General features: G+C 74.2%; 27 protein-coding genes, 1 pseudogene and 1 riboswitch. Of the genes and pseudogenes, 14 read left to right on the plus strand and 14 right to left on the minus strand.

From position 1 onward, the window contains the following. Complete coding sequence (locus ACI79O_RS08380; RefSeq protein WP_456887054.1) at positions 1 to 429, plus strand: ATP-binding protein; 429 nt, start codon at positions 1 to 3, stop codon at positions 427 to 429. 11 nt (positions 430 to 440) lie between these two features. On the opposite strand, the gene ACI79O_RS08385 is transcribed toward ACI79O_RS08380, so the two are convergent. The 3 genes from ACI79O_RS08385 to ACI79O_RS08395 all read right to left on the minus strand — a co-directional run bounded on the left by ACI79O_RS08385 (position 441) and on the right by ACI79O_RS08395 (position 1,823). Continuing rightward, a complete protein-coding gene (locus ACI79O_RS08385) occupies positions 441 to 797 on the minus strand; it encodes a cupin domain-containing protein (RefSeq protein ID WP_456913840.1) in 357 nt (118 codons plus the stop codon). 61 nt (positions 798 to 858) lie between these two features. Beyond that, complete coding sequence (locus ACI79O_RS08390; protein WP_456913841.1) at positions 859 to 1,188, minus strand: hypothetical protein; 330 nt, start codon at positions 1,186 to 1,188, stop codon at positions 859 to 861. Then, positions 1,116 to 1,823, minus strand: coding sequence for a TIGR03557 family F420-dependent LLM class oxidoreductase (locus ACI79O_RS08395; protein WP_456913842.1), 708 nt, complete (start codon positions 1,821 to 1,823; stop codon positions 1,116 to 1,118). Before ACI79O_RS08395 ends, ACI79O_RS08390 begins: the two co-directional genes overlap by 73 nt. Before the next feature lie 198 nt (positions 1,824 to 2,021). On the opposite strand from ACI79O_RS08395, the gene ACI79O_RS08400 reads away from it, so the two are divergent. Together ACI79O_RS08400 and ACI79O_RS08405 are read left to right on the plus strand one after the other, a co-directional pair. After that, complete coding sequence (locus ACI79O_RS08400) at positions 2,022 to 3,185, plus strand: RtcB family protein (RefSeq protein WP_456913843.1); 1,164 nt, start codon at positions 2,022 to 2,024, stop codon at positions 3,183 to 3,185. Positions 3,186 to 3,283: 98 nt separating this feature from the next. Then, complete coding sequence (locus ACI79O_RS08405; RefSeq protein ID WP_456913844.1) at positions 3,284 to 4,213, plus strand: MBL fold metallo-hydrolase; 930 nt, start codon at positions 3,284 to 3,286, stop codon at positions 4,211 to 4,213. A 15-nt stretch (positions 4,214 to 4,228) separates the two neighbouring features. Here the strand turns inward: ACI79O_RS08405 and ACI79O_RS08410 are convergent, their stop codons facing one another. The 3 genes from ACI79O_RS08410 to ACI79O_RS08420 all read right to left on the minus strand — a co-directional run bounded on the left by ACI79O_RS08410 (position 4,229) and on the right by ACI79O_RS08420 (position 5,209). Then, positions 4,229 to 4,528 carry a hypothetical protein gene (locus ACI79O_RS08410; RefSeq protein WP_456913845.1) on the minus strand — a complete coding sequence of 100 codons (300 nt, stop codon included), beginning with the start codon at positions 4,526 to 4,528 and terminating at the stop codon, positions 4,229 to 4,231. An 83-nt stretch (positions 4,529 to 4,611) separates the two neighbouring features. Further along, positions 4,612 to 4,809 (minus strand): hypothetical protein, encoded by a 198-nt coding sequence (locus ACI79O_RS08415; protein WP_456887065.1) that lies wholly within the window; start codon positions 4,807 to 4,809, stop codon positions 4,612 to 4,614. A gap of 247 nt (positions 4,810 to 5,056) precedes the next feature. Further along, positions 5,057 to 5,209 carry a hypothetical protein gene (locus ACI79O_RS08420; RefSeq protein ID WP_456873727.1) on the minus strand — a complete coding sequence of 51 codons (153 nt, stop codon included), beginning with the start codon at positions 5,207 to 5,209 and terminating at the stop codon, positions 5,057 to 5,059. Positions 5,210 to 5,563: 354 nt separating this feature from the next. Next, a riboswitch (cyclic di-AMP (ydaO/yuaA leader) is annotated at positions 5,564 to 5,715 on the plus strand. 12 nt (positions 5,716 to 5,727) lie between these two features. On the opposite strand from ACI79O_RS08420, the gene ACI79O_RS08425 reads away from it, so the two are divergent. Then, positions 5,728 to 6,249, plus strand: coding sequence for a C40 family peptidase (locus ACI79O_RS08425; RefSeq protein WP_456887067.1), 522 nt, complete (start codon positions 5,728 to 5,730; stop codon positions 6,247 to 6,249). 56 nt (positions 6,250 to 6,305) lie between these two features. Then, complete coding sequence (locus ACI79O_RS08430) at positions 6,306 to 7,220, plus strand: carbohydrate kinase family protein (protein ID WP_456913846.1); 915 nt, start codon at positions 6,306 to 6,308, stop codon at positions 7,218 to 7,220. Positions 7,221 to 7,222: 2 nt separating this feature from the next. Here ACI79O_RS08430 and ACI79O_RS08435 read toward each other — a convergent pair whose 3' ends face one another. Next, positions 7,223 to 8,299, minus strand: a complete 1,077-nt coding sequence (locus ACI79O_RS08435; protein ID WP_456913847.1) for an extracellular catalytic domain type 2 short-chain-length polyhydroxyalkanoate depolymerase — start codon at positions 8,297 to 8,299, stop codon at positions 7,223 to 7,225. Between the two features lie 185 nt (positions 8,300 to 8,484). Between ACI79O_RS08435 and ACI79O_RS08440 the strand changes: the two genes are divergently transcribed. Beyond that, the gene (locus tag ACI79O_RS08440) at positions 8,485 to 9,672 is read left to right on the plus strand and encodes a DUF222 domain-containing protein (RefSeq protein WP_456913848.1); all 1,188 of its coding nucleotides are present in this window, start codon (positions 8,485 to 8,487) and stop codon (positions 9,670 to 9,672) included. Between the two features lie 124 nt (positions 9,673 to 9,796). Here the strand turns inward: ACI79O_RS08440 and ACI79O_RS08445 are convergent, their stop codons facing one another. Further along, the gene (locus ACI79O_RS08445) at positions 9,797 to 10,945 is read right to left on the minus strand and encodes a hypothetical protein (protein ID WP_456913849.1); all 1,149 of its coding nucleotides are present in this window, start codon (positions 10,943 to 10,945) and stop codon (positions 9,797 to 9,799) included. Further along, on the minus strand, positions 10,935 to 14,270 hold the full coding sequence (locus ACI79O_RS08450; RefSeq protein ID WP_456913850.1) for a TM0106 family RecB-like putative nuclease: 3,336 nt from the start codon (positions 14,268 to 14,270) through the stop codon (positions 10,935 to 10,937). Before ACI79O_RS08450 ends, ACI79O_RS08445 begins: the two co-directional genes overlap by 11 nt. A gap of 101 nt (positions 14,271 to 14,371) precedes the next feature. Here ACI79O_RS08450 and ACI79O_RS08455 point away from each other — a divergent pair, with 101 nt between their 5' ends. The 3 genes from ACI79O_RS08455 to ACI79O_RS08465 all read left to right on the plus strand — a co-directional run bounded on the left by ACI79O_RS08455 (position 14,372) and on the right by ACI79O_RS08465 (position 17,527). Further along, the gene (locus ACI79O_RS08455; protein WP_456913851.1) at positions 14,372 to 15,775 is read left to right on the plus strand and encodes an ADP-ribosylglycohydrolase family protein; all 1,404 of its coding nucleotides are present in this window, start codon (positions 14,372 to 14,374) and stop codon (positions 15,773 to 15,775) included. A gap of 363 nt (positions 15,776 to 16,138) precedes the next feature. After that, positions 16,139 to 16,759, plus strand: coding sequence for a hypothetical protein (locus ACI79O_RS08460; RefSeq protein ID WP_456887079.1), 621 nt, complete (start codon positions 16,139 to 16,141; stop codon positions 16,757 to 16,759). Between the two features lie 87 nt (positions 16,760 to 16,846). Then, entirely contained in the window at positions 16,847 to 17,527 is a 681-nt protein-coding gene (locus ACI79O_RS08465; RefSeq protein ID WP_456913852.1) for a helix-turn-helix domain-containing protein, read from the plus strand. A gap of 20 nt (positions 17,528 to 17,547) precedes the next feature. On the opposite strand, the gene ACI79O_RS08470 is transcribed toward ACI79O_RS08465, so the two are convergent. Further along, a complete protein-coding gene (locus ACI79O_RS08470) occupies positions 17,548 to 18,171 on the minus strand; it encodes a hypothetical protein (protein ID WP_456913853.1) in 624 nt (207 codons plus the stop codon). 133 nt (positions 18,172 to 18,304) lie between these two features. Between ACI79O_RS08470 and ACI79O_RS08475 the strand changes: the two genes are divergently transcribed. Both ACI79O_RS08475 and ACI79O_RS08480 read left to right on the plus strand, forming a co-directional pair. Then, on the plus strand, positions 18,305 to 18,676 hold the full coding sequence (locus ACI79O_RS08475) for a DUF1330 domain-containing protein (RefSeq protein WP_456873699.1): 372 nt from the start codon (positions 18,305 to 18,307) through the stop codon (positions 18,674 to 18,676). Positions 18,677 to 18,891: 215 nt separating this feature from the next. Further along, positions 18,892 to 19,089: pseudogene (locus ACI79O_RS08480) on the plus strand (tetratricopeptide repeat protein); the annotation flags it as partial. 294 nt (positions 19,090 to 19,383) lie between these two features. Here ACI79O_RS08480 and ACI79O_RS08485 read toward each other — a convergent pair. From ACI79O_RS08485 to ACI79O_RS08495, 3 genes are all read right to left on the minus strand, one after another. Next, positions 19,384 to 20,775: a DUF4407 domain-containing protein gene (locus tag ACI79O_RS08485; RefSeq protein WP_456913854.1), complete on the minus strand. Its 1,392-nt coding sequence runs from the start codon at positions 20,773 to 20,775 to the stop codon at positions 19,384 to 19,386. A gap of 134 nt (positions 20,776 to 20,909) precedes the next feature. Further along, a complete protein-coding gene (locus ACI79O_RS08490) occupies positions 20,910 to 21,308 on the minus strand; it encodes a type II toxin-antitoxin system VapC family toxin (RefSeq protein WP_456913855.1) in 399 nt (132 codons plus the stop codon). Further along, a complete protein-coding gene (locus ACI79O_RS08495; RefSeq protein WP_456913923.1) occupies positions 21,305 to 21,529 on the minus strand; it encodes a FitA-like ribbon-helix-helix domain-containing protein in 225 nt (74 codons plus the stop codon). The genes ACI79O_RS08490 and ACI79O_RS08495 overlap by 4 nt, the downstream gene beginning before the upstream one ends. A 344-nt stretch (positions 21,530 to 21,873) precedes the next feature. On the opposite strand from ACI79O_RS08495, the gene ACI79O_RS08500 reads away from it, so the two are divergent. Continuing rightward, positions 21,874 to 23,010: a hypothetical protein gene (locus ACI79O_RS08500; RefSeq protein WP_456913856.1), complete on the plus strand. Its 1,137-nt coding sequence runs from the start codon at positions 21,874 to 21,876 to the stop codon at positions 23,008 to 23,010. Positions 23,011 to 23,152: 142 nt separating this feature from the next. Here ACI79O_RS08500 and ACI79O_RS08505 read toward each other — a convergent pair whose 3' ends face one another. Continuing rightward, a complete protein-coding gene (locus ACI79O_RS08505; protein ID WP_456913857.1) occupies positions 23,153 to 24,097 on the minus strand; it encodes a hypothetical protein in 945 nt (314 codons plus the stop codon). 601 nt (positions 24,098 to 24,698) lie between these two features. Between ACI79O_RS08505 and ACI79O_RS08510 the strand changes: the two genes are divergently transcribed. Together ACI79O_RS08510 and ACI79O_RS08515 are read left to right on the plus strand one after the other, a co-directional pair. Continuing rightward, positions 24,699 to 25,913: a hypothetical protein gene (locus ACI79O_RS08510; RefSeq protein ID WP_456913858.1), complete on the plus strand. Its 1,215-nt coding sequence runs from the start codon at positions 24,699 to 24,701 to the stop codon at positions 25,911 to 25,913. 28 nt (positions 25,914 to 25,941) lie between these two features. Further along, positions 25,942 to 26,631 carry a DUF6308 family protein gene (locus ACI79O_RS08515; RefSeq protein WP_456913859.1) on the plus strand — a complete coding sequence of 230 codons (690 nt, stop codon included), beginning with the start codon at positions 25,942 to 25,944 and terminating at the stop codon, positions 26,629 to 26,631. Positions 26,632 to 26,732 lie beyond the last annotated feature (101 nt).

Genomic DNA, 26,732 nt, shown 5'->3' on the forward strand with positions numbered 1-26,732 from the left:
GTGGACATCTCCTTCACCGTGCGGCTGCCCGTCGACGTCGACAGCGTGCCGTTCGTCCGCGGCCTGTGCCGCCAGGCGCTCGACCACCTGCGCGTCGACCGGCCGGTCGTCGAGGAGACGACGCTGGCGCTCACCGAGGCCTGCGCCAACGTCGTGCAGCACGCCGGGGAGCACGCCGAGTACGAGGTGTCGGTCGCGATCGACGACCGCCTGTGCCGGATCACCGTGGTCGACGACGGCACCGGGTTCGACCGGGCCGAGGCCGAGGACCGGGCCCGCCTCGACGGTGACGGCGGCGCGGGCGTGCGGCTCATGCAGGCCCTGGTCGACTCCCTCGACTTCCGCCAGGACGCGCAGGGCCGGCACCGGGTCAGCCTGGAGAAGCGGCTGTCCGCCCGCCCGTCGCTCCGGCTGCTCGACCGCGAGTAGGCCGTCCCGGCTCAGGCGGGTGGCGCGTCCCGGTCGCCCTGCTGGGCGGGCGGGGACGTCGCCTCGACCGCGGTGAACGCCTCGACGATCTCGTAGGTGTGGCTCACCCCGGCCGGCACCACCCAGGAGTCGCCCGGGCCCAGCTCCAGCGTCTGGTCGCCGGCCCGCAGCCGGGCCCGCCCGGCGACCACGTAGCCCACCGTCTCGTAGTCGCGCGCCGTCTCCGGCTTGCCCGCGCTCTCCGGCTGCTCGTCCCACAGGCGCATCGCCACCCGGGTGCCCGCCGCGAGGTGGTGCTGTCCCATCCGGCCGGTGCCCGCGTCGGGGGCCGCGACCTTGGCGACCCGGTCGTCGCTCGTCTCGCTCACGGGGAACGGCTACCCGGGCGCGGGACGGGCAAGCGTCCCGCGCCCGGCGCGTCGCGACCGGTCAGGAGGCCGTCAGCCCCCGGACCCGCTCGATGAGGCCACCGGCGCAGGCGTCGATGAAGCCGTCGGGGTCGGGCCCGGCGTTCTGCAGCACGATGTGGTCGAACCCGGCGTCGACGTAGGGCTGCACGTGCCGCACGTGCTGGTCCTCGTCGGGGCCGCAGCTGAACTGCTGCTTGACGTCCTCGAGGCGCACCGTCGAGCTGGCGGCGTCGAAGTTGACCGGGTTGGGCAGCTCGCTCATGACCTTCCAGCCGGTCAGCGCCCAGCGGCTGGTCTCCAGCGCCTCCTGCGCGCCGGTGTCCTCGTCGGTGGCCCAGGCCAGCGGCACCTCGGCGTAGCGCGGACCGGACCCGCCGGCGTCGCGGTAGGCGCCGACCAGGTCCTCGCGCGGCTCGGTGGCGAACAGCCCGTCGCCGTGCTCGGCGGCCAGGGCCGAGGCGTTGCGCCCGCCGCTGGCGACGGCGTGACCGGCAGCTGGTCGGGCAGGTCGAAGACGCGGGCGTCCTCGAGCTGCAGGTGCTTGCCCTCGAAGGTCTGGTAGCCGCCCTGCCACAGCAGCTTGATGATCTGCAGCGCCTCGCGCAGCATCTCGTGCCGCACGTGGACCGCCGGCCAGCCCTTCCCGACGACGTGCTCGTTGAGCCGCTCGCCGGCGCCCACGCCGAGGGTGAACCGGTTGCCCGAGAGCAGCTGCACGGTCGCCGCGGCCTGCGCGATGACCGCCGGGTGGTACCGGATGATCGGGCACGTCACCCCAGTGACCAGGCCGATCCGCTCGGTCCTCGCCGCCATCGCGCCCAGCAGCGACCAGGTGAAGGCGCTGTGCCCCTGGTTGTCCAGCCACGGGTGGAAGTGGTCGCTCATCTCGACGAAGTCGAACCCGGCCTCCTCGGCGCGGACCGTCTGCCGCACGATCGCATCCGGCGGGAAGGCCTCGGTGGCGAGCTTCAGTCCGACCTGCATGTCGTGTCGTCCTCACTGTGGGGCTGCCGGGTCCGCAGCCAGGGCTGCCCGTGCCCCGCGGAACGGAAACGGCACACCGGGGTCCGCGGGCCGGCTTCCGGGTAATGCGGTCGCGCCGCGCGAGCCGAGCGCGTTGACTGCCCCGGCCCACCGATGGCACCGCGGGGACCGGGCTCCGCGCAGCAGGAAGAAAGGACCATGGAGAAGATCAGCGACCGCCTGCTCAGCTGGGCGTCGATCCTCGAGCCGGCCACCCGGGAGCAGGCCGAGCGCACCGCCTCGATGCCGTTCATCCACCCGCACCTGGCGCTCATGCCCGACGCGCACCTGGGGCTCGGGGCGACCGTCGGCTCGGTCATCCCCACCGACGGCGCGATCATCCCCGCCGCGGTCGGGGTGGACATCGGCTGCGGGATGATGGCCGTCCGCACCCAGTTCACCGGCGACGACGTCCGCGGCCGCAACCTGGCGGTGCTGCACGAGCAGATCGCGCGGGCGGTCCCGCTGTCGGCCGGCCGCTACAACCGCAAGCTGCGCGAGACGGCCGCGGCCCGGGCCGAGGAGCTGCGGGCACTGCCCGGGGTGGCGCAGGCCGACGGCGTGGCGTCCAACTGGCCGCTGCAGCTGGGGTCGCTGGGCTCGGGCAACCACTTCATCGAGGTCTCCCTCGACGAGGCCGACCGGGTGTGGCTGTTCCTGCACTCGGGCTCGCGCGGGGTGGGCAACCGGCTGGCGTCGACGCACATCCGGGTCGCGCAGGAGCGGACGCGGCAGCGGGGCGTCGACCTCCCCGACCGCGACCTCGCCTACCTCGAGGAGGGCGAGCCGGAGTTCGACGCCTACATCGAGGCGCTGCGCTGGGCGCAGCGGTTCGCCGCGCTCAACCGGGAGGAGATGATGGACCGCGTCGCCGAGCAGGTCTCGCGGTTCCTGACCGAGGAGGTCCGGCGCGAGCAGGTGGTCCAGTGCCACCACAACTACACCGAGCGCGAGACCCACCACGGCCGCGAGGTGTGGCTGTCCCGCAAGGGCGCGATCTCCGCGCGGCGCGGCCAGTGGGGGCTGATCCCGGGCTCGATGGGCGCGGCGTCCTACGTCGTCGTCGGCAGGGGCGACCCCGAGTCGCTGGAGTCGGCGCCGCACGGTGCCGGCCGGGCGTTCTCCCGGACCGCCGCGCGGAAGCAGTTCAGCCGGGCCGACCTCGACCGGCGCATGAAGGGCATCGCCTGGGGCCGCTCGGACGCGTTCCTCGACGAGCACCCCGACGCCTACAAGAGCATCGACGTCGTCATGGCCGACGCCGCGGACCTGGTGGAGATCCGGCACACGCTGCGCCAGGTGGTGAACGTCAAGGGCGACTGAGTCCTCCCCGGACGCTCGTGCTCTGCACACCCCTGTGTGCAGAGCACGAGCACGCCGGACCGCTTCCCCGGCGGTCCCCGGTGCAGGACAGTGACCCGGTGACGACGTCGATCGAGGCGGCCGGGCTCGAGCAGGTCGCGCCGGGGGTCTTCGCCTACGTGCAGCCCGACGGCAGCTGGATGATCAACAACACCGGCGTCGTGGCCGGCGACGACGGCACCGGGGTCATGGTCGACACGACCTCCACCGAGGCGCGCAACCGGGCGCTGTTCGCGGCGGTGGACGGCGTCGCCCCGGGCCGGCTGCGGGCGCTGGTGAACACCCACCACCACGGCGACCACACCTTCGGCAACTGGCTGGTGCCGGACGGGACGCCGGTGGTCGGGCACGAGCACGCGCGAGATGACCAGCTCGCCGCGGGCCTGATCGCCGCGCAGGTGCTCACCGGACCGGACTACGGGCACCTGGAGGTGCGCCCGCCCGACGTCACCTTCACCGGCGCGCTGACCCTGCACCTCGGGGAGCGGGCGGTCGAGCTGCACGCGGTGGGCCCGGCGCACACGCGCGGCGACGTCGTCGTCTGGCTGCCCGGCGAGCGGGTGGCCTTCGCGGGCGACGTCGCCTTCGCCGGCGGCCAGCCGTTCCTCGCCGAGGGCAGCGTGGCCGGGTACCCGCGGGCGCTGGCCGCACTGCGGGCGCTGGAGCCGGAGGTGCTGGTGCCCGGGCACGGCCCGGTGTGCCGCGGGGACCAGGTCCCCCGGCTGCTCGACGACCTCGCCGGCTACGCGGCCTTCGTCGACGCGACGGCGCGCGAGGGGCACGCGGCGGGGTGGTCGCCGCTGGAGACCGCGCGCCGGCACGCGGGCAACCCCTACGCGGCGTGGCAGGAGTCCGAGCGGCTCGTGGGCAACCTGCACCGGGCGTACGCGGAGCTCGATGGCCGGCCCCACGGCGAGCGGCTGCCGCTGGCCGGCATCTGGCCCGACATGGTCGCTTTCCACGGCGGCCCCATCGGCTGCCGGGCCTGAGGGCGTCCCCGGCGGTCACGCCGGCGCGGGGGCACCGTCCAGGCACCGCCGGGCCGCTGGGCGCATCCCGAGTCCCGCGAGGATCCCCCCGGCCCGGCACCGGCGCTCGCGGGCGCGCTCGCGCAACAGGGCGCCGAGCGCGGCGTTGACCGACCGGTCGGCGCGGCGCTCGAGGAACTCCGCCGTCGCCAGGTGGGTCGCTGCCCGCCGCAGTGCCTCCACGTGCTCGAGCCGCTCCTGCGGTCGACTTCCGGTCGGGGACCCGGCGGTCCCGTCCGCGCCCGCTGCAGCGCTGGTCGTGCTCGTGGTCGTCATCGCGTCCCTCGCCTCCGTCGGTCCCCGCATCTGTGGAGACGCCGGAAGGCGGCGGGGATGACGCGGCGCGGGGAACGAGGCGGTCAGCTGCCGGGGAAGCCCGGGCGGTCGCCGGTGCCCATCCCGCTCTCACCGGCGCGGGGCGACTGGTCGGGCGCGGCGCCCACCTCGGCGTCCTCGTCGTCGTGGACGGGGCGCTCGCCGGGCAGCACGTCGTCGTCCTGCCCGGAGCGGTCGTTCGTGCCGCCGTACGGCCGTCCGGTCATCGAGCCCTCGGTCACTGCGGACCTCCTCCGCCGAGCACCGACCGGCCGGCTGGGCTCACCCCGGTCGGTGCCGGGGTGCCCGGCCGGCCGGCTGCGGAAACCGTCGCCCCGAGACGCGGTGTGCCGGCTGATCCCGTGCTCTGCCGGCTCGATCACGCCCGCAGAGCGCCGGGAGAGCCGGCAATGGGGCGGCAACCAGCGCGAGAAGCACCGCGCCCCCCGTCCCGGAGCGGGACGGGGGGCGCGGTAGGGCGTCGGTCGGTCAGTAGGCCCGGCCGCTCGTGCCGCCCTTCTTGTTCTTGTTCTGGAAGTCGCGGACGAACTGCTTGATCTTCGCCTGGTTCTGCGGCTTCTGGAGCTCCTGCACCACCTTGGCGGCGACGCCCGAAGCCACGAGCTTCCTCAACATCCCCACGGGGTCCTCCTCCTGTCGGCTCCTGTCCCGTTGCCCCGTCAACGCGCGGGGCAACCGTGGGGATCCCGGCCTTTCACCCGTTCCACCGGTGGCGGGCCGCTGACGGGGCGTACGGACGCACCGTTGCGTCCTTTCTCGTCCCGTCCGGCGTGTCGGCGCCCGACCGGGTGCCGCCGCGTGTCCAGGACCTGGGCGTGCCCGGTGGTCGCGCTGGCGTGTCGGGTCCGGGAGGCCAGTCAAATCCGCAGGTCCGCGCCGGGCGTGGCGCCGCGTTCCGTCGGTTGAGGGCCCCCTGACCCCTCCCTACCGTCGTCGCCGGTCCGCCAGGGTCCTTCGTCGCGCCCCGTGCGACACCTGGTGGCCACGCCGAACCGGGTGCCGGAATCAGCCGGCAGCCCGGGCCGGGGACCCACTGCAGCACTGGGGTGGAGCGCGACTCGTCGCGCCGGGCGACTCCTCCGTCCGAACCCGTCAGCTAACCCGGTAGGCGGTCGCGGAGAACAGGAGAACCGTCGTCCATGACGACTGCACGCACGTCCACCGCTCGTCGCTCGTTCCGCGGCATCGCCGTCGCGGCCATCGCCGGAGCCGGCATCGTCCTCTCGCCCCTCCCGGCCTCGGCTGCCGCGGGCGGTGGTGGTGGCACCGCGACCGGGACGGTGGCCGCCGCGCCGGCGCCTGCGCCCACCGGCGCGGCCCAGGTCGCCGTCGACACCGCGCTCGCCCAGGTCGGTGACCGGTACGTCTACGGCGCCACCGGGCCGGACTCCTTCGACTGCTCGGGCCTGACCAGCTTCGCCTACAAGGCGGCCGGCGTCTCGATCCCGCGCACGTCGAAGGCCCAGTCGACCTTCGGCACCGCGGTGGCGAAGGCCGACCTCCAGCCCGGTGACCTGGTGTTCTTCTACAGCCCGGTGTCGCACGTGGGCATGTACATCGGCAACGGCCAGATGGTCCACGCCTCGACCGCCAGCAAGCCGGTGGCCGTCGTCGACCTCGACTCGATGCCGAGCTACGCGGGCGCCCGCCGGGTCGCCTGACGCACGTCGCGGAACGGTGCCCCGGCCGGGCCCTCCGGCCGGGGCACTCTCGTGTCGTGGTGCACGAGGACGGTCCCCGGTGGCCCCGCCGCGCCGGCTCCGGACCGGTGGTGGCGGTGGGCAAGCTCGTCGCCGACCAGCTGCTGGAGCTCACCGCTCCGCTGGTGGTCGGGAGCCAGCAGCGGGTGGCCCGGACGACGACGGCGGGCGGGGCGCCGGCCAACGTGACGGCGAACCTGGCCCGTCGCGGCACCCCGGCGCGGTTCGCGGGCTGGGCCGGGGCCGATCCGCTCGCGGACACGGTGCTCGCCGGACTGGCCGGGCGCGGGGTGGAGACGGCGGTGGTCCGCCGTGGCCGCACTCCCCTGTCGACGGTGCTCGTCCACCCCGACGGCGAGCGCACGCTGCTCACCGACCGCGGCGAGGGCGGGCTCGAGCCGGACGACGTCCGCGCCGCGTGGCTCGCCGGCGCGGCCGCCGTCCACCTCGACGGCTACGACCTGTTGCCTGGCCGTTTCCCGGACGCGCTCCGGGCAGCTGCCTCGCTCGCCCGGGACGCCGGCGTGCCGGTCACCGTCGACGTGGCGGCCGCGACGCGGATCGAGCGCCACGGGGCCGACGCGTACCGGGAGCTGCTCGTGGCGCTGCGGCCGGACGTCCTGTTCTGCAACGCCGTCGAGGCCGCGGTGCTGGGATTGGACGGCGACCGGCCCGCGTGGGCGCCGGCACTGGTCCTCGTGCACGCCGGCGCCCGGCCCACCCGGGTGCTCACCGCGGCGGGTGCGTGGCAGGTGCCGGTGGAGCCCCTGCCGGAGGGACGGCTCCGCGACACCACCGGCTGCGGGGACGCCGTCGCCGCCGGGGTGCTGGCCGGCTGGCGGGCGGGGGCGCCGGTCCTGGACGCGGTCCGCGCCGGCCACGAGGTGGCCGCGGTGGTCGCGGGTGTGGTCGGGGCCCAGCCGCCGCCCTGAGGTCAGCCGCCGAGGGCGCTCACCATGGCCATCACGGTCGCCATCTGCGGGCCGCGCTTGGTCGCGTAGTCGACGTCGCCGGGCCCGAGGTAGCCCCACCAGTCCCAGCAGCCCTTGGGGTTGCCCAGGGTGGCGTCGGGCCGGGCCTGCGGATACAGGACGACGAAGCGGTTGGTGTCGGCGTAGGCGTTGAGGTTGGACAGGTCGACGAAGGTGCGACCGATCTGCTCGGCGGTCTGCTGGCACCCGTGCAGTGCCACGACGACCCGACAGCCGGCGGTCGGCCTGGTGCAGTCGCGCGGGGTGTAGAGGTAGCCGGTCGACCCCATGCCGATGGCGGCCGCGCCGGTGCGGGTGACGTCGCCGATGCCCGGCGAGGCGGGGACCGCGTACGGGTCCTGGGAGAACTCGGTGACGGTGCCGCGCGGCTTGCCGGTGTTCGGTGCCTGCACCGAGCCGAACAGCACGCGCAGCGACTCGGCCTGGGCGTCGTAGGGCGAGCAGTTGTTGACGTACGGCGCTCCGGTGGCCCCGCAGGCCACCGGCCCGAGCGGGCTGATCCAGCCGTGGCCGGCCGCGATCGTGGACTGGTAGGTCAGCGGCACGCCGTAGTGGCGGTAGTAGGTGGCCAGGTCGTCGGCGACCGGGCGCTTCACGGTCGGGTCCTGACTGCCGTGGAAGAGCCAGGTCGGGATGCCGGCGAGGTTGGCCGTGGGGTCGATCTTCCCGTCGCGCTCGTACTCGGCCGTCCTCGCGTACTGGAGGGAGAGGTCGCGCGGCAGGACCGAGTCGGCACAGGCGTAGAGCGCGACGGCGACGTCGCCCATGGCACACCAGTACGGGCCCGCGCTGACCACGGCCGCGCCGTCGACCCGGCTCGAGAAGGCCACCTGCAGCTGGGTGGCCATGTACCCGCCGGAGGAGATGCCGGTGACGTAGGTGCCGTCGACCGAGAGCTGCGGCAGGGGCCCGGGTGCCGCCCGGGAGACCTGCCCTGCGGTCACTCCGGCGAATGCGAGGACGAACGCGGACACCAGGACGACGGCGCGTCGGTACAGCTCTGCTCGCGGACGGGGCACGACTCCTCCAGCTCTGCTCGCCGTCGGGTGACGGTGCTCACATCCGCCGACGCTCAAACACGTCCCGGGGCCGCTGTGCTCGTGACGCCTCCCGGAGGTGCCTTTGTAGCGATATTGGCTGCTCGCGGGCGTCTGACCTGCGGGTTCGGGTTGTCCGCCCAGCGCCGACCGGCTAGTATTCGATCATGCGTTCGAGCAGGTGGGAGACCGGTGACGTCCTCGACGACGTCGCCGCGCTGGTCGCCGAGCGCAACCGGATCGACGCCGCCCTGGCCCGCCGGGTCCGCGCCGCGGAACTGTCCCAGGCCCCCGAGCGCGACGGGCAGAAGAGCATGGCGTCGTGGCTGCGCGGGCACTGCCGGCTCTCCTCGGCGGCGGCGTCCCGGCTGGTCGGCAACGGTCGGGCGCTGGAGCACCTGCCGGCGCTGGCCGAGGCGCACGAGGCCGGGCTGGTGTCGGCCGAGCAGGTGGCCGAGGCCGCGCGGGTGGTCACGCCGCAGCGGCGGGCCGCGGCCGCCGCCCAGAACGTCGACCTGGCCGCGATGGACGCCGCACTGACCCAGGTCGCCCTCGACTGTCCCCACGCCGACCTGGTGCAGATCGTGCAGCGCTACCTCGACGCGCTCGACCCCGACGGGCCCGAACCCGACCCCACCGAGAGCCGGTCGCTGACGGTGTCCAAGCACGCCGACGGATCCCTCAGTGGACGCTTCCACCTCGACGCCGTGGGCGGAGAGAAGTTCCAGGCGGCGCTGGAGGGCCACGTGCAGGCCGACCGTCCCGCCGGCGACGAGCGCACCCGCGCCCAGCGGCTCGGCGATGCGCTCGTGCAGCTGTGCGACAACGCCCTGGCGTCCGGGAGCCTGCCGGTGCTCCGGACGGTGAAGCCGCACGTTGCGGTCCGGATCGACCTCGACGACCTGGCCGACCCCGCCACCGGGCCCGGCGCCGCCACCATGGGCTTCGGCGCCACCATCTCTGCGGCTCGCGCGCGGTGGCTGGCCTGCGACGGGCAGGTCACCCGGATCGTCATCGGCCCGGAGGGACAGCCGCTGGACGTGGGCCGGACCAAGCGGGTGGTGACCCCGGCGATCCGGCGGGCGGTGGAGGCGCGCGACGGAGGTTGTGTGTTCGCCGGCTGTGACGCCCCGACCCACTGGGCGGACGTGCACCACCTGGTGCACTGGATCGACGGCGGCGAGACCAGCCTGGCCAACAGCGCGCTGCTGTGCGAGCGGCACCACACCCAGGTCCACCACGGCTTCCGCGTCGAACGGCAACCCGACGGCCGATGGCGCACCTGGCGACCCGACGGCACCGAAATCACCGTCCCCGCACCTCTTGCCCCGACCCCGCTCGTCCCCGCCGCCTGAAGTTCGGGCTGCGGCACGAGTCTCCCGAGGTCAGCTCACGTGGGCGCTAGCGGCCTCGATGCGGTTCACCCAGGTGACTGGGGCATGCCCTACTGGCTAGGTCGAAAGGCCAGGCTGGTACAGGTCATGCGTCCGCCATGAGGTCGGCCAGGGCGTCGAACAAGATCTGCTCCGCGACCAAGTCCCCGGCGATGTCCGCGAGGTAGAGAGACGGGTACTTCTTCCACTGACTCTGACGCGCGAGTGCGATCTTGCCGCTCAGCGCCGGGATGCGCTCCAGGATTCGCGCTACTCGCTCTAGCCGATCCGCGCCCAATCTGGGCAGGAGGTCAGCGAGGTACAGCACGACATACGAGCGGGTCTTCGGACTGTCGTTGTTGGCGTTGAGCACCCACACCCCCGTGGGCTGCCCTCCGATGACGTACCAACCCGAAAGGCCTGGGGTGGCGCCTCGGCCTGGGTTGATCTTCAGTCCTCGGCTTTCGACGTCCTCGATCAAGCGGCGCATGAGAGCAACTTCGGCGGCGGGGCACCGTCCTACCGCAGCAGTGAGGAACGAGTCTCGGTCCCACAACTGGCCGCTTCCGCCTGCACCGCCCTTCGTGGCCACCGCACCGCTGGTCCGCCCGACAACGCGCGGTACGTAGACGGTGTGTCCGTCTCCCAGGAACTGCTGCAACTCAACCCCGAGAACCTCCGCCGGGGTCATCTGCTCGTTGAGGAACTCGATAATCCGAACGAGCTCGGCCGGCAACTCATCCGCGACGAACAGCATCCGGATGCGCCCAGCCTTCAGGTTCGTCTCAACAGTGCGCCAGAACTCCGCAGGGTCGAGGCCTGGCCGTAACTGCTCGAGCAACTCGTCGACGGACTTCCCATCCGCCTCGGCGGTTGCTGCCAGCGAGTCCTGGAGACCCGCCAGCGGCCAGTACTTCACGGCATTCGCGGCATAGTCCAGCATCTGGCCAACGACCTCACGGCGGATGCGCGTGTCTGAGGACCGCTTGACCTCCACGAGCACCGGCACGCCCTCGCTGTCTACGAAGAGGTGATCCAGGCTGAAGGTGCCTGCACCGTCTTGGACGCTAGGGACTCCCATCTCTCGGCGGATGAGTAGAAGTCGCCCGTCTTCGTCCCCGGCAGTGGTGGGACCGGCCAACACCTCGGGGTGGTCAGCCAACGCGGTCTGCAAGATCGCCTCTGAGTCATAGGACGACTGTTTTAGGACGGTCAGGCCGTCATCGGATCGCAAGAAGATGCCGTCAGTAGGCACGATCGCTACCTATCGCTCGAGGACTTGCCAGTGAGGGGACTTCAGCGGGGCCGCTGCCCGCCATCTCGGCCAGCCGGCACATCGCGTTCACCTGCCGCAGCTGCTCCGGCGTGCGCACCGCGGCGTCGAGCAGCAGCGGGCTCATCACCACCACCGCCAGCGCCTTGGCCCGCGACACCGCCACGTTGAGCCGGTTCAGGTCGTACAGGAACGACACCCCGCGCGGCGCCTCCTCGGCAGACGTCGACGTCGTCGAGTAGACGACCACCGGCGCCTCCTGCCCCTGGAACCGGTCGACCGTCCCCACCCGCGCCCCGTCGGGCAGCAGCGAGCGGATCAGCGCCACCTGGTTGTTGTACGGCGCCACCACGAGCACGTCCTCCGGCCCGATCGGCCGGTCCGCGCCCTCGTGGTCCACCCAGCCCACGCCCTGCAGGGACCGCCAGACGGCGGCCACCTCGGCCGCCTCCTCGGCGGACGACGCCGACGCCGCGACGGTGTGCGACACCGACCGCACCGCCAGCCCCGACCCCGACACCAGCCCGCCCGGCCGCACGGTGACCCGCTCGCGCAGCGGCGCCGACTCCAGCCGGCCCTCGTACGCCAGGTCGGACACGAACGCGGTCAGCGCCGGGTGCATCCGGTAGGTCGTGTCCAGGAAGACGCCGCGGCCGACGGGCACGGTCGGGTGGCCCTCGAGCAGGTGCTCCAGCGCCGACAGCCCCGAGTCCCCGGGGTGCACCGCCTGCGTCGGCTGGGCCAGCTGCTGCGGGTCGCCGAGCAGAACCAGCGACCGGGCCGAGCGCGCCACCGCCACCGCGTTGGCCAGCGAGAACTGCCCCGCCTCGTCGACCACGAGCACGTCGACGGCCTCGGCGAGGTCCGGCTGGGTCCAGAACCACGCCGTCCCACCGACCAGCGAGACGTCGCCGTCCAGCAGCCGGGAGGCGACGTCCTTGCCGTCCTTCGACCACTCCACACCCGGCGCGCCGCAGGCCTGGTGCTCGTCGCACTTCTGCAGCGCCGGACGTCCCACGGCGGCCAGCACGTTGCCGATGACGGCGTGCGAGGTCGCCGTGACCCCGACCTTCTTGCCGGCGTCCAGCAGCGCCCGGATCAGGTGCGACGCCGCCCGCGTCTTGCCGCTGCCGGGCGGGCCCTGCACCGCCAGCACCTCGCCGTCGAGCCGCAGCCCGAGCCGGACGACGGCGTCGCCGGCCTGCTCGTCCGGCAGCCGGCGGCAGTCGGCGGGCACCCGCCGCTCGAGCAGCGCCTGGCCGAGGCAGTCGCGGCCGGCCAGCACGTCCTCCGCGGTCGCGGCGATCGCCTCGCGCAGGCCCTTGTCGTCGATCGGCCCGCCCGGACCCAGTCCGCGGGCGGCGACCGCCGGCTTCGACGTCTTGACCACCAGGCGGCCCTCGACGGCGTCGAGCGCGACGACGGTGCCCACGCTCGCCCGCGTGTCGACGTCGACGGCCGGCTTGCCCGTCTGCAGCTTCGCGTCCTGCGGCGGGAACCGGTACTCGTACAGCTTCGACCGCTTCTCCTGGCCGACTTCGACCGGCGCCGAGAGCCCGCCGAGCGCCGTGCCGTCCTCCACCAGCGCGGCGTCGTCCAGGTCGGCGCGGGCGAAGAACTCCCACCAGCCGGGGCGGGCCTCGCGGCGGTGCCACTGCACGAGGTCGCCGAGCAGGTCGTGCCCGGCCGCCTGGAGCCGGTCGACCAGCGCGAGCTCGGCGGCCTCGGCCTCCGACCGCGGTGCCGGGCCGGTCGCCTCGGGCAGCATCGGCCGCGGCTGGCCGCCGTACAGCGACTCCAGCTCCGCCCGCTGCTCCTCCAGCCAGTCGTGCAGCTCGCGGGTCGAGTCGACGTCGTCCTTGTTGTAGAGCTCGATCGCCTCGAGGCGCTTCGGGTCGGGGTCGGCGAGCCACTGCTCGTAGGCGATGACGCTGCTCATGGCGTCGGCGACGTCGCCGGTGTGCTGCCGGCCGTACAACGCCTCGACCTTCTTGATCGAGTACGAGCCCTTGCTGATCCGCATCGACTGCTTGACGACCGGATAGAGGTCGACGAACCGCTCGGCGCGCAGCAGCTGGTCGAGCTCGGCCTCGCGGACGCCGTACCGCCCGGTGAGCCGCTTGAGCGCGCTGACCTCGTAGGCGGCGTAGTGGTAGACGTGCATGCCCGGGTCGGCGCGCCAGGCGTCGAGGACGAGGTCGACCAGGTCGGCGACCATCTGCCGCTCCGCGACGGGGTCGTGCGCCCACAGCGCGGTGAAGGACCCGTCGCGGCGCCCGATGCCGGCGAGGTACTCCAGGCCCGCGCCGTCGCCGGAGTGCGGGTCGCCCTCGAAGTCGAGGTAGAGGTCGCCGCGGCTGGGCTCGGGCAGCCGGAGCAGGCCGGTGGGTCCCGACGGCGGCAGCAGCGTGCGGGTGGGGACGCCGGTGCGGCGCTCGCGCAGCTGCTCGCGGGCCTGCTCCTGCACGCGCGTGCGGGTGGCCGCGCCGATGCGGGCGGCCCGCAGCGTCTCGGGGTCGGCGTCGGCGAGCTGCTCGAGGGTGGTGATGCCGGCGGCGCGCAGGGCGGCGCGGGTGTCCGAGCGCATGCCGGCGACGAGGGAGAGGTCGTCGGCGGCGGCCAGCTCGGCGTCGCAGCGCGGCTTCCAGGTGCACTGGCTGCAGTAGGCGACCGGGACCGGCTCGGTGGCCGGCGGGTCGGCGAGGAAGGCGGTCAGGTTGGCGCGGGCGCGGCGGGCGTAGGCCGCGACGTCGACCAGCCGCCACGGGTTGCTGACGCCGTCGCCGGTGATCACGCAGACGCGGTCGGGCTGCCTGCCCTGGAGGACGGTGAGCCGCTCGGCGTAGGTGGCCATCTGCAGCAGCGCGGGCACCTTGACGCGACGGGCGAGCTTGGCGTCGGCGACCTCGTAGGACCAGTCCCCGAGCGCCGAGGGGGTGGGCACCTTCAGGAGGAAGTCGGCCGCACCGCCCCAGACGCCGTCGAAGAACGACGCCTGCGAGATGACGTCGACGCCGTCGCGCATGGCCTGCAGGGTCATCGCCTCGGCCTCGCGGCGACCCTCGGCGTCGAAGCGCGCGGGGATGCGGACGACGGTCCGCCCCTCCGCCTCCAGCGCGTCGAGGTAGCGCAGCTCGTGCTCGGTGCCGAGGTCGGCGATGAGCGCGGCGTGGTCGTCGGGGCCCTCGGCGAGCGGCGTGAGCCGGCCGTCGGCGACGGCGAGGTCGAGCGTCGTCACGTGCGGACAGGCCTGGTGGCGGGTCAGGTCGGTGGGGCTCAGGACCAGGGAGCCGTCGGTGCGGTACATCGAGACGGGACGGTCTCATGCGGGCGCCGCGATCGGGGCCTTCCGCGCCGGGCCCCGAGTGCCTTTGTAGCGATAAAGGCACCCCACGCAGACTGGCCGACGTGACACGGGGACTGCACCGCTCGCACCGAGTGGCCGGTGCGCTGGTCGGGTCGGCGGTGGGTGACGCGCTGGGCGCACCGTTCGAGTTCGGCCCACCAGGCGCGTTCGCGGCCCGCTTTCCGGCACCCGCCCGTGGTGCCGCGACGGAGATGTGCGGCGGCGGGTCGCTCGGGTGGGCGCCGGGCGAGTTCACCGACGACACCCAGATGGCGCTGCTGGTGGCCGCGTCCCTCGTCGATCGCGGCGGGCTCGACGAGGCCGACCTGTTCGGGCGGTTCGCGACCTGGGCCGCGGCCGGGCCGCCGGACATCGGCAACCAGACCCGCGTCGTCCTGTCCTCCGGGTTGCCGTGGTCGTCGGCCGCGGCCGCGCACTTCGCGCGGTCCGGGCACGCGGCGGGCAACGGGTCGCTCATGCGGACGACACCGGCGGCGATCTGGTTCTCCCGCTCGGGCACCGAGGCCACCGTCGACGCCGCCCGGCGGATCTCGGCACTGACGCACGGCGACCCGGCGGCCGGCGAGGGCTGCGCCGTGTTCCACGAGCTGCTGCGGGTGGCGCTCGACGGCGGCGACCCGCTGGCCGCCGTCCCCGATGCCCTGTCGCTGGTGGCGCCGGAGCACCGGGACCGGTGGGCGACCGTGCTCGCGCCCGACTGGACGCCCGACCGCGCGACCGAGTCGAACGGCGCGGTGTGGCCGACGCTCGGCCAGGCGCTGTGGGCGCTGCGGCGCGGGCGCGACTTCGCCGAGGTGCTGCGGCTGGTCATCGACCTCGGCGGCGACACCGACACGGTCGCCTGCGTGGCCGGCGGGCTGGCCGGGGCCGTGTACGGGATGGGCGGCATCCCGATGCGGTGGTCCTCGCCGGTGCACGGTCGGGTGCCCGGGCACGGCGACCGGGTGTGGCGGCTGGCCGACCTGCAGCAGCTCGCCGCGGCGCTCGACGGCAGGCCGGTGCCCTCGTACGACCCCGGCGTCATCCCGCGGATCGGCCCGGTGGAGGTCCTGCCGGGGATCTGGGCGGGCAACCTCGACGGCGCGCGCTACTCGGACGAGGACTTCGCGGTCATCTCGCTGTGCCGGCTGGGCGAGCCGTTCCCGCATCCGAACCACCGGATGGCCTACATCGCGGACAACGAGCACAACGTCGACCTCGACGTGGTGCTGGCCGACGTCCTCGACGACCTCGCCGCGCTGCACGCGGAGGGCCACCGGGTGCTCGTGCACTGCCACGGCGGGGCGTCACGCACCGGGCTGGTGCTGCGCGGCTGGCTCGTGCGCGAGCGGGGGATGTCGGTCGAGGAGGCGACGGCGCACGTCGCCGAGCGCTGGCCGCACCTGGGGCTGTGGAACGACAGCTTCACCGCGGCGCTGGAGCGGCTGGCCGCCTCTCGCGGCTGACCGCGTCCCGCGTCGCCCCATCGGGCGAATCGCGCAGGCGACTGCCGGTCCGGTAGCGATACTCCGTCGGCTCGAACCACCGAGGAGAGGACCGCGCGGATGCACCAGCCGGCAGATGAGGGCCGGTACGGAGAACGCCAGCCCCCGCCCGGCAGCCTCCCTCCGCCGCGGGGTGCACCCGGCCCGCCGGCATGGGGACCCGCGCCGGGGAGCGCGGGCGGGCCACCGGCGTGGGGTCCGCCGCCCGGGCCTCCGATGGGTCCACCGGGTCCGCCGCCGGGCTGGGGGCCGCCGCCTCCGCCGCCTTCCGGAGGCCCGCCGCCCGGGCCGCAGTACTCCGTCCTGGGGATCATCGCCGTCGTCGTGGTGCTGTTCGTCCTCGTCCTGGCCGTCATCGTGGACGCCACGTCCACCGTCGAGTCGTCCGAGGCGTCGGATCCCGCGACGGCCCCTCCCCTGGCCTCGACCGCCGTGCCCAGCGCGGGCACGCCCGAGCCGGCGCCGGAGCCTCCCGGATTCGGGGACGGCACCTACCTGGTCGGCACCGACATCCAGCCGGGGCTGTACCGGGCCGACGGCACCTCCGGCTGCTACTGGGAGCGGTTGAGCGACGTGACGGGCGACTTCGACGCGATCCTCGCCAACGACAACCCGTCCGGGCAGTCCTACGTCGAGATCCTCCCGACCGACGTGGCGTTCTCGACCGACGAGTGTGGTCGGTGGACACCGGCCACCGCCGGCGGTCCTGATGTCAGCAACGGGTTCGGCGACGGGACCTACCTGGTCGCCTCGGACATCCAGCCGGGCACGTACGTGTCCACCGGCGGCTCGGGGTGCTACTGGGAGCGGCTGAGCAACCTGACCGGTGACTTCGAGGCCATCCTCGCCAACGACAACCCGTCCGGGCAGACCTACGTCGAGATCCTGCCCGGTGACGTCGCCTTCTCCACCAACGAATGCGGGACCTGGAGCCGCGTCGGCTGAGCGGGAGCGGCGTGTCGGCCGGCCGCAGGAGGCTCCTGCTGCAGAATAGATGCGCTACCGCATTATTTCCGCGACGCAGGAGGCGCCATGCTGACGGTCGACCAGGCCGCGGTCCGACTGAGGGTCAGTTCCCAGGAGGTGCGACGCCTGGTCCGCGTCGGGACGCTGCCCGCCCAGCGGGTGGGGCGCACCCTGGTGCTCCCCGAGGACGCGGTCGACGAGCGCGCGCGCCTGCCGGTCGCCGCGGGACGCGTCCTGTCCCCGTCGACCGCGTGGGCCACGCTGTGGGAGCTGTCCGGGGATAACGCGTCCTGGCTGGACCGGTCGGGCCGGTCCCGGGTGAGCACGCGGCTGCGGACGTCGGGCCCCGAGGAACTGGTCGCCGCCACCCGCGCTCGCGCCGACCGGCTCGGCCTGCGGGTCCTGCCGCCCTACCGCGATCGGGTACTGGCCACTGACGGCGTCGTCGTCTCCGGCATCACGGCGGCCGAGGCGGTGGGGGCCGACATCGTCACCTCCGACGCCCCGGCCGAGTTCTACTGCAGCGCCGAGACGCTCGACGCCCTCCGTCGCGACCTGGGCCTGTCCGACCGGGGTGAGCCGAACCTCGTCGTCCGGGTTCCGCGGTTCCCCGACCTGCCCTTGGCCGGCCTGGGCCACATGCCGGCAGCCGTCGTCGCCGTCGACCTGGCCGAGTCGGCCGACGTCCGCACCCGGCGCGCGGGGCTGGACCTGCTCGGCGCGGCCCTGGCCGCTGTCCGCGGGTGAGCACGCCCGCGCTCGTCGCGCTACCGCCGCTCACCGGAGCGCTCGACCGGCTGTGGGACCTCGTCCTCGACCTGGCCGGCCGGCTGGACCCGTCGGGCTGGGTCCTCGTGGGCGGCCAGATGGTGATGCTGCACGGACTGGCGGCCGGGCGGACGCCCACGCGAGCCAGCCAGGACGTCGACGTCCTGGCCGATCTGCTCACCGACCCAGCGGGACTGAGCCGGTGCGTGCAGGCGGTGCGGCAGTTGGACCTGCAGCCCCAGCCCGACAGCGCCGGCAAGGTGTACCGCTTCCGCCGGGCGAAGGACGGTGCCGTCGTCGACGTGCTGGCACCCGACCACTCCCCGCCGCGGTGGCCGCTGCGCACGGCGGCGGGCGGGGAGACGATCCGCGTCGAGGGCGGTCACCAGGCGCTGGAACGAGCCATCCGACTGACCGTCGCCAAGGGAGACAGGTCGGCGGTCGTCCCGGCGCCGGACCTCCTCGGCGCGCTGGTGCTCAAGGCGGCTGCGTGGACGAGCGACAACCGCGACCGGAGCCGGCACAGCGGCGACGCCGCCTTCCTCGCCAGCCTGATCACCGATCCGCTGGCCGAACGGACCCGCTTCGCCGGCAGCGACCGCAAGCGGCTCCGGCGCCTCCATGCGGTGCTCGGCGATCCCGAGGCTCCCGAGTGGCGAGCGCTCGGCGACGCGGCCGACGACGGCTACGCCACCTGGCGGCTGCTGCTCGGCTCAGGCCGCCCGTCGCGATGCCGGCCCTTGTTAGCGTCGCGGCATGGCTGTCGACCCGCGTGGCGCCGACCTCAAGCGGTACCTCCAGGAGGACCCGGGCGGGCCGGTGGTGATGCTCAACCTGCTCCGGTTCGCCGAGGGCGGCCGCGAGTCCTACGACCGATACGCCGCGGCGCTGTCGGAGACCTTCCTCCCCCGCTACGGCGGTGAGGTGCTCTACGCCGGCGACGGCGGCACCCCGCTCGTGGCCGAGCAGGGCCAGGACTGGGACGCCGTGCTCCTCGTCCGCTATCCCTCCCGCGAGGCGTTCAGCCGCATGGTGGCCGATCCCGAGTACCAGCAGGTCACGCACTGGCGCACCGAGGCGCTGACCGAGGCGGTGCTGCAGCCGACCACCGCCTGGGCGCGCGGCTGACCCCGTCGCCGAGGCGGCCACGACCCTGCCGGAGGCATCGGCCCCGGCCCTAGGGTCGAGGCATGCGGAGGCCGGTCACGCAGGACGACCTCGACGCGCTGTACTCCCCCGGCCAGACCCCCGAGAGGAGCCGCGCGGTGGCGCGGAAGCTGGAGGCGTGGGCGGCCGAGGGCACGCGGCCCGACGACGAGGTGAACGCCGCCCAGTTGCTCGTGATGGCCGGGGAACAGCTCGTCCGGGTGGGCGACGCTCCGGAGGCCGTGCGGGTGTTCCGCCGCGCCGTCGCAACAGGGGAGCCGGTCGAGCCCGACGTCCGCTGCTACCTGCACAACGCCCTGCTCAAGACAGGGGACGTCGACGCCGCCCGCGCGCTGGCGGAGCAGGTACGCCGGGAGCGCCCGGCCGACGCCGACGTCTACCTCCTCATCGGCGAGGACCACGAGCTCCACGGCGACCTGCGCGAGGCCCACCGCTGGCTGACGCTGGGCGTCCGCCGGGCCCTGGGGGACGTCGAGGACGCGTCCGAGGCGGATGCCTACAGAGCAGCCAGCGAGGCCGCCCACCTGCTGGCGGCCCGGCGGCGGGTCCGCCGGGCGCTGGGCATGGCGCCCGACGAGTGGGACGAGCTGGTCCCGAGCCACCGGACCTCGACGACCTGCCCGACTGAGGGTCAGTCCGTCCGCACGAGCTCGCTCGGCGTCACGCCGTCACACCGGCACCCGGTTGGCCGGGCGCCGCGACGGGCGGATGGTGCGCGCGGCGGAGCGGGCCAGGCGGATGGGGCCGGTGTCCCACAGCGGCCGGCCAGGCTCCTCGACCGGCGGCGCGGGCCGCGGCGCCGGCGGGCGGGCGGCCTCCTCGGCGTCGGCCTGCGCCTGGGCGAGCGTGGCGAGGTGGCGGGCGCGGATGGCCGCCTTCTGCCGGTCGAGGCGCTCCTGCTCGGCCATGACCAGCAGCTCCTCCTTGGCCTCGGCCACGGTCCGCCGCGACTGCTGCTGCAGCTCCTCGATCTCGACGTCGCCGCCGTCGCGCAGCGCGGCCAGCCGGTCGTAGGCGGTCGGCGGGCCGAAGTTGAGCAGCACCTTCATGAGCACCGGCAGGATCTCGACGCACATGAACAGCAGCGACAGCATGAACTTGGCCGCGGCCAGGGTGGCGTTGCGGTCGCTGAGCCGGTCGAGCGCCTCGAGCCGCAGCAGGATGCCGCCGGAGCCCTCGTTGGTGGCGTCGAACGCGGCCTGGAGCCGGTCGAGCTCCGCCGTCAGCCGGGCCAGCTCGGCCGAGTCGGTGGCGAGCGCCGCGGCGGCGAGGTCGGCGCTGCGCGACTCGGCGTCGGCGGCGGCGTCGGTGGCGGCGTCCAGCTCCGCCCGGGCCGAGGCGACGACGGCGACCTGCGCGTCGGCGGCGGCGCGGGCCTGCACGTAGGCGGTGCCGGTGCCCGCCTCGCCGGTGCCGCAGGTGCCGTCGAGCTCGCACTGGGCGCGCGCCTCGAGGTCGCGCTGGGTGGCCAGGGCGGCGTCGTAGGCCTCCTGCCGGGCGGTCAGGTCGGCCTGGACGGCGGCCAGGGCGGGGTCGGCCTGCCCACCGGTGGCGACGACGTCCTGCGCAACCGCGACCCGCTCCTGCAGCTCATCCAGGCCGGCGAAACGCGCGTCGGCCTCCAGCGACTCCCGGTAGGCGTCGGCGGCCTCGGCCTGCATGACGGTGATCTCGGCGTCGATCTCCTTGTGGAACACCTGCAGCGTCAGCGGGGTGGCGACGACGACGCCGAGCACCAGCGCGAGTCCGACCCGCGGGACGGCGAGGGCGAGGTTGCGTGCGAGCGAGGCGTCGTGCGCCATGCCGACCAGCAGCATCCGGTCGAGGTTGACCACGACGGCGCCCCAGCCCAGGCCGAGCACGAGCGCGAACGGCCACCACACGCCGAGGGCCATGTGCAGCGCGAACGCCGCCGAGGCGACGGCGAGCCCACCGGTGCTGAGCAGGACGCCGCCGAGCGCGGCGAACCGCGGCCGCGCGCCGGGCGCCGCCTCGAGCAGGTCGGGCCGCGCGCCACCGAGGACCGCCAGGCGGTCCTGGAGCCGTCGTCGTCCAGCCATGCGAGAGCACTCCCCGGCGACGGGGGTCGAACCGCCGCTCCCCTGCCCCATCGGCAGCCCGGCGGCCGGCCGCGACCTCCTCGTCACATCTGCCCCACGCCGCGGGACGGACCGGTCCCGCCAGCAGGTGCCGGTCAGCCGTCGGGGGTGCGGAAACGGCACCGCGGGCCGGACGCTGCGGCGAGCCGGCGGTCGAGGGTCCACAGGGCGGCGTCGAGCTCCTCGGCCAGCGCGACGTAGGCGGCGTGGTAGGCGGTGACGGCCGGGTGCAGCGCCCAGACACGGTCGCCCAGCGGCTCGTAGGGGAAGACCGTCACCGGCAGCTGCACGAGGTCGCGGTGCGCCAGCGCCGCGGCATCCCGACCGAGCCGGCCGGTGAGGACCGCGCGCCGGAGCACGTTCGCCACCTCGACGTACAGGTGCGCCGGCGCCACGAGCATCTCCCCGGGCAGGCCGTCGCGGGCCCACGTCCCGTCCGCGCCGTCGTCGACGAGCGCGGCGACCACCACGGAGGAGTCGACGACGGCCGTCACCGGCGGTCGTCGTCGCGGAGCTCGAGGATCTCCCCGGCGGCCAGCCGGCTCCCGGTCGCCCGGATCCGGTGCTCGACGCGGTCCCACAGGTCGACGGGGCTCGGCCGCCGCGCCAGCTCGTTCAGCTGCGCGCGGACGTACTCCTGCAGCGACTGACCCGCCCGGGCGGCTCGGGCGGCGAGCTCGTCGCGTGTCTCGTCCGGGACGTCGCGGATGGTCATCGACACGGGCACACATGCGAATTAGCAGCAGCGACTGCACAACGCTGTCGCTGCCGTCCCGTCGTGGCCACGGGCGGTGGCGGGGCGCCTCCCGGTGATGCGGCCATCGCTCCCGCCCCTCCCACGATGCTGTCCCCGATGGGCTCCGCAGCGCCGGAGCTGCACCTCACGCCCCATGGAGCGCAGGACCCACCGTCGCCCCGGACCTCACCGGACGACCGTCAATTGGATGGCAGGCTGGCCCGCCGACGGGACGTCAGGCGAACGGCGGGAGCACGGTGCTGCAGCAGGGGACGTGTCCGGTCTGTCGCCGGACGGAGAGCCTGACCCCGCAGAAGCTGCGGATGAAGGTCCACTGGGTGGCCGACGTGCGGTGCGCCGGGACCGGCCAGAAGCCCGTCGACCCGCCGCCCCGCACGAGCCCGGGTCGGTCGGCTCGCCGGTGGCGGTGGGCGCTCGCCGTCGCCGCGCTCGCGGTCGCGCTCGTCGTCGGCCTCGTCGCCGGATCGGGGAGTGACGACGACTCCGCGCAGGCGTCCGGTCCGGCGCGGAGCACGCCGTCGGAGACGGTGCCGTCGAACGAGGCGCCGGGGGTGGACACGTCGGTGCAGGACGCTCTCGCCGAAGCGGGAGTCGGTGCCGCGCTGGTCGCCCAGCTCGGCCAGGTCGCTGGGGACACCGGGTACGGCCTGACCCGCGGGGTGCCGCTCACCGGGGACGCCGCCCGTGGCTTCGCCGTCGTCCAGATCACCACGTGCCGCGAGGCGGCGTCCGGCTACCGCAGCCTGGACGACGTGCAGGCGAGCGACGTCGCCAGCGGCGCGTCGGAGGCCGACGCCCGGACGATGGCAGTGTTCCTGCGTGACGTCTTCTGTCCCGCGGTGCGTCCGTCGCCCGAGCCGACTCCCGGAGCGTCGACGCGCGGGACCGCGGCGGAGCAGGACGGCACGCGCGGACTGATGAGCTCCGCCGATCGGCTCGACGCCACCCTGACGGCCGGCGCGGTCACCGACTGCGCGGCGGCCACGGGGCAGCCGACGGGTGAACCGCACGCCTATCGCCTGCCCGGGGGCGAACTCCTCTGCGGCGACTTCATCACCGACGGCCCCTGGGATCCGCACTTCGTAGGCCTCAGCGTGGTGTTCCCTCAGCCGGTGTCGACGGATCAGGCCCTCGCCGTGGTGACCTCGCTACTGCCGCCGGACGCCCGGCCGGGGACCACGCGCGAGGGCACCAACGCGTCCTACGCGGCCGTGTCGGGCAGCTGCCTGAGCGTGCTGTGGACGTCGACGACGATCGGCGACTCGGTGGACCGGGTGAACCCGAGCTGGGGCAACGACCCCGAGGTCACCGCGGTGCTGTACTCCGACCGGCAGACCTCTGACGGGTCCAGCTCCGTCTTCGACGGCACCGTCCGGCTGGCCACGGTGGGCGTGGGCGGCCACAACGTCGGCGCGACGACCAGCACCGTCACCTGCTGACCAGGCGTCGGGCTCCGTCCCCTCGACGTACCGGGTGAGGAGCTCCGGCCGGGTGGCGCCTACTGAGCCTCCCTGTCCCGTCCGTCGTCGTCCGTGCGTCGACGGAACGTGCGCGCGGTGATCCCGCTGGAGATCCTGCCCGTCACCGACCTGGCCCGGTCGAGGGTCTCGCTGCCCAGGCGCTTCGACGCATCGACGCCGTCCGCTCCGGTCTCCACGACCCGATCCCTGAGCTCCGCGGCCGCAGCCGTCCACGCCTTCGCCTCCAGCGAATCCCCTCCGGGCTCGATCCCGAGCCCCGTCCGTGGAAGTCGGCGACGGCGGTGATGACGTGCTCGCTGGACTGCACGACGGCCGGGGACGCCACCGGGTTCAGCAGCACCTTCGTGTTGGCGGTGGCCGCAGCTGCGGCCATGCGGACCAGCAAGCGCTCGGTGGTCTGCGAGATCGTGTCCAGCCGCTTCTGCCGGACCGCTCGCAGCCCGAGGCGGTGACCGTCCAGGTCGTCCGGAGCCACCTCCAGCACCCGGTCCAGCTCGATCACAGCCACGGCGTCCAGCAGCTGGAAGCAGCGAGCCAGGACTGCGGGCCAGCTCTGGACCTTGGTCTCGACACCCTCCGTCGCCTTGGCGAGATCACCGATCTTCGCCTTGCTCTCCACCTTCTCCGCGAGTGCGTCGAGTTGGCGCAACGCGTGGGCCTGCGTCCGCGCGATCGTCGCCGACGAGGCCTGGACCTTCGACCACGTCACCTCGTTGACCCGACCCCCGTGCTCCCGGATGGTCAGCGCTTCGTCGATGTTGAACCCCACACCGATCACGTCCGCCAGGACGGCGTCCTCCTGGGCGCGGAGCACGTCGTCGAGCTTCTCGTCGATCGTGGCGAGGTAGTCGGTGATCTCGTCCATGACCTGCTGCATCGCCAGCTGCGTCATGATCCCCGCGGCACCGCTGAGGAGCGCCGGATTGGCCGCCTTCGATCCGGGCCCCTGGGCGATCTGGAGCCACGACTTGATCGATCCCGGGTCTCCGACCATCGCGTGGCTGACACCTGGCGTCCTGCTCGGCATCAGCCCGTACTTCTTCACGCGATCCGCCGACTCCGGGGTCAGCTCGACCCACCGCCCCGAGGCGTCCGCGACCCTCGAACCGGCATCCGCGAGCGCGGCCCGCGGCTGAGGACGCTCCCGAGCTTGGGCAGGTGACGAGACCTCGGCGCCAGCCCCTCGGAGACGAGGAACCGGTCGACGGCCGCCCCATCGCCGATGACCGCCAGACCATCACCGTCACTGATCAGCTGGATCTCGCTGCTCATCGTCGCTTCCAGAGGTCGAGCCGGCGCCCGTTGCGTGGGCGTCCGGACCATCGGAAGACAGCCCGCGGCACTCAAGGTCAACCCTCCCCGCGCTCCCACTCGGCCGGAGTCGGTTGGCAAGCCGCCGCCATCGCAGGATCTCGAGCCCCCCGTTGCAGTCAGCGTCATCGCAGCGGTGACCGCCCCGGCTCCGGCCTTCGCCCTGGACCGGCATCGTCCGATCCTGCTCCTGGCGCGCCACGGGTCCGCCCACCTCGAGGGAGGCGAGTGACCGCACCAGCACCACGGGTCCCCCGTCGGCGCGCCGGAACGTCGCCGTCTGCTTCGACGAGCGAGCCTCCCGGGGACGCCCGTTCCGTCTGTGGGAGACACCCGTGCCCGACACCGCCACAGCGCGCAAGCTGTTCAACGGCCCGCCGGCCGCCGCCATCGCCGCGTCCGTGGACGACCGGCTGGTCCGCGAGGACTGCCGGTCCGACCGCTTCGCCCAGTTCGGCGACGCCGACACCGTGCTGCTCGTGGCCGGTGAGCAGGAGGGGCGCGACATCGAACTGGCGCTGGCGTACGGCGTGGCCTGGGCCGGCCGACGCCGCCTGGTCCTGGCGCTGCCGGAGTGGTCGAGCACCGCCACCGCGCAGCGCATCCCGTGGTTGCGCTCCGCGATCCGCCCGGCGCTGTGGCTGCACGACGGCCGGCGCTCCGTCCCGGCACCCGAGCGCAGCCGCGAGGACACCGTCGCGGCCGTGACCGCCTCCCTCGGCGGGACGACGCCCGAGTCGGAGTTCCGCCGGGCCGCCACGGCACTGCACCTGCGCGAGCGGAGCGACTGGGTCACCGAGCTGGTGGACCTGGCCACCCAGGACGACCGCCTCGACTCGGCGCACACCCAGTCGGAGCGGTCCTGGCACCACCGCGGCCAGCGGGTGCTCTCGGTCGTGCGCGCGGGTGGCGGCGTCCGTGTCCGTGCGGGCATCCACCACTCCGCCGCCGACCGCGCACCGCGGACCCTGCTGCTGGACGGTCCGCTGTCGGCGGCCGCGCTCGGGGAGATCCGCGGGGAGGTGGACGCCGCGATCGCCTCGCGGTCGAGTGGGGACGACCCGGGCGTCCGGCGCGACGACGAGCACCTGCTGCAGGCCGTGCTGCGCCGCTTCCCGGCGGTGGTCGGCATCGAGCAGCAGGCGATGCGGGAGGTCCCGGCCTGGCGGCCGACCGACACCGCTCGCGGGTGGGCGCGCGGGTACGTGGACCTGGTCGGGCTCGACGGCAACGGGGACGTGCTGGTCACCGAGACGAAGCTCGAGAAGAACGCCGACCCGCTCTCCCTGCTGCAGGGACTCGACTACCTGGTCTGGGCGCAGGCGTACCGATCCGCGCTCGCCGGCCGGCTGGGCGCGGCCGACGGTGCCCGGATCCGCCTGGCGCTGGTGGTGGGCGCCCGCTCGGACGGCACTCCGCACCTGCCGGCGTACACGCGCGCCCTGGCCGCCGCCCTGGACGACGACGTCCCCTGCACCGCCCAGGTGGTGCGCGGCTGGGCCGAGCCCGACCCGCGCCCGGTCGGCGAACCGCTCGACCTCCTCCCCTGACGACCCACGACACCGACCCGGAGTCCCCGTGAGCTATCGCCTCCCCGAGGCCCTGCAGACCGACGACGACACCCGCGCCCTCGCCTTCCTGCGCGAGTACCACGGCCGCGACGGCGGCCCGGCCTACACCGGCTCCTACTTCGACGGGTGGGGTGGGCAGCAGGACCCCGACCGCTTCACGGCCGAGGACGTCGTCGCCGTCACCTTCCTGTCCGTCGTCGTCCCGCCCATGGCCGCCCACCGCCTGCTGTACACCGAGGCGGAGCGATTCAACCGGCTGCTCGGCCAGGTCGGCCCGGACCGCGACTTCGCGCAGGAGGCCCAGCCCGTGCACCGGGACTGGCCGGGCTGGCGCCTCGAGACCGCCCTTCGGGAACTCCCTGGGATCGGGCGGACCATCGCCAGCAAGCTCTGCGCCCGCAAGCGGCCCCGACTGCTGCCGATCTACGACTCGGTCGTCGGCGAGGTGACCAGCGCGCAGTCGCAGCAGTGGGAGCCGCTGCGGGAAGCGCTGCGGGCCGACGACGGCGCGCTGCACCGCCGACTGCTCGCCCTGCGCGACGCCGCGGGTCTGGGTGCCACGGTGTCCGCCCTGCGGGTCTACGACGTCGTCGCGTGGATGGAGGGCAAGAAGCGAGGCGTGCGCCCGACCACCCGTGACGAGCGACTGGGTGTCGAGCTCACCGAGGGAGCCTCCCTCCCTACCCCGGAGGAGTGAGGACCGGTCCTGCCGTCTGCTCCAGGGATCCGAGCGCGCTTACCGTCGGCGCTCGTCCGTCGGGGAGGATGCATGGCGAGCACCGGGCAGTGTCCCGTCTG

The organism is Geodermatophilus sp. SYSU D00696 (assembly GCF_054050235.1).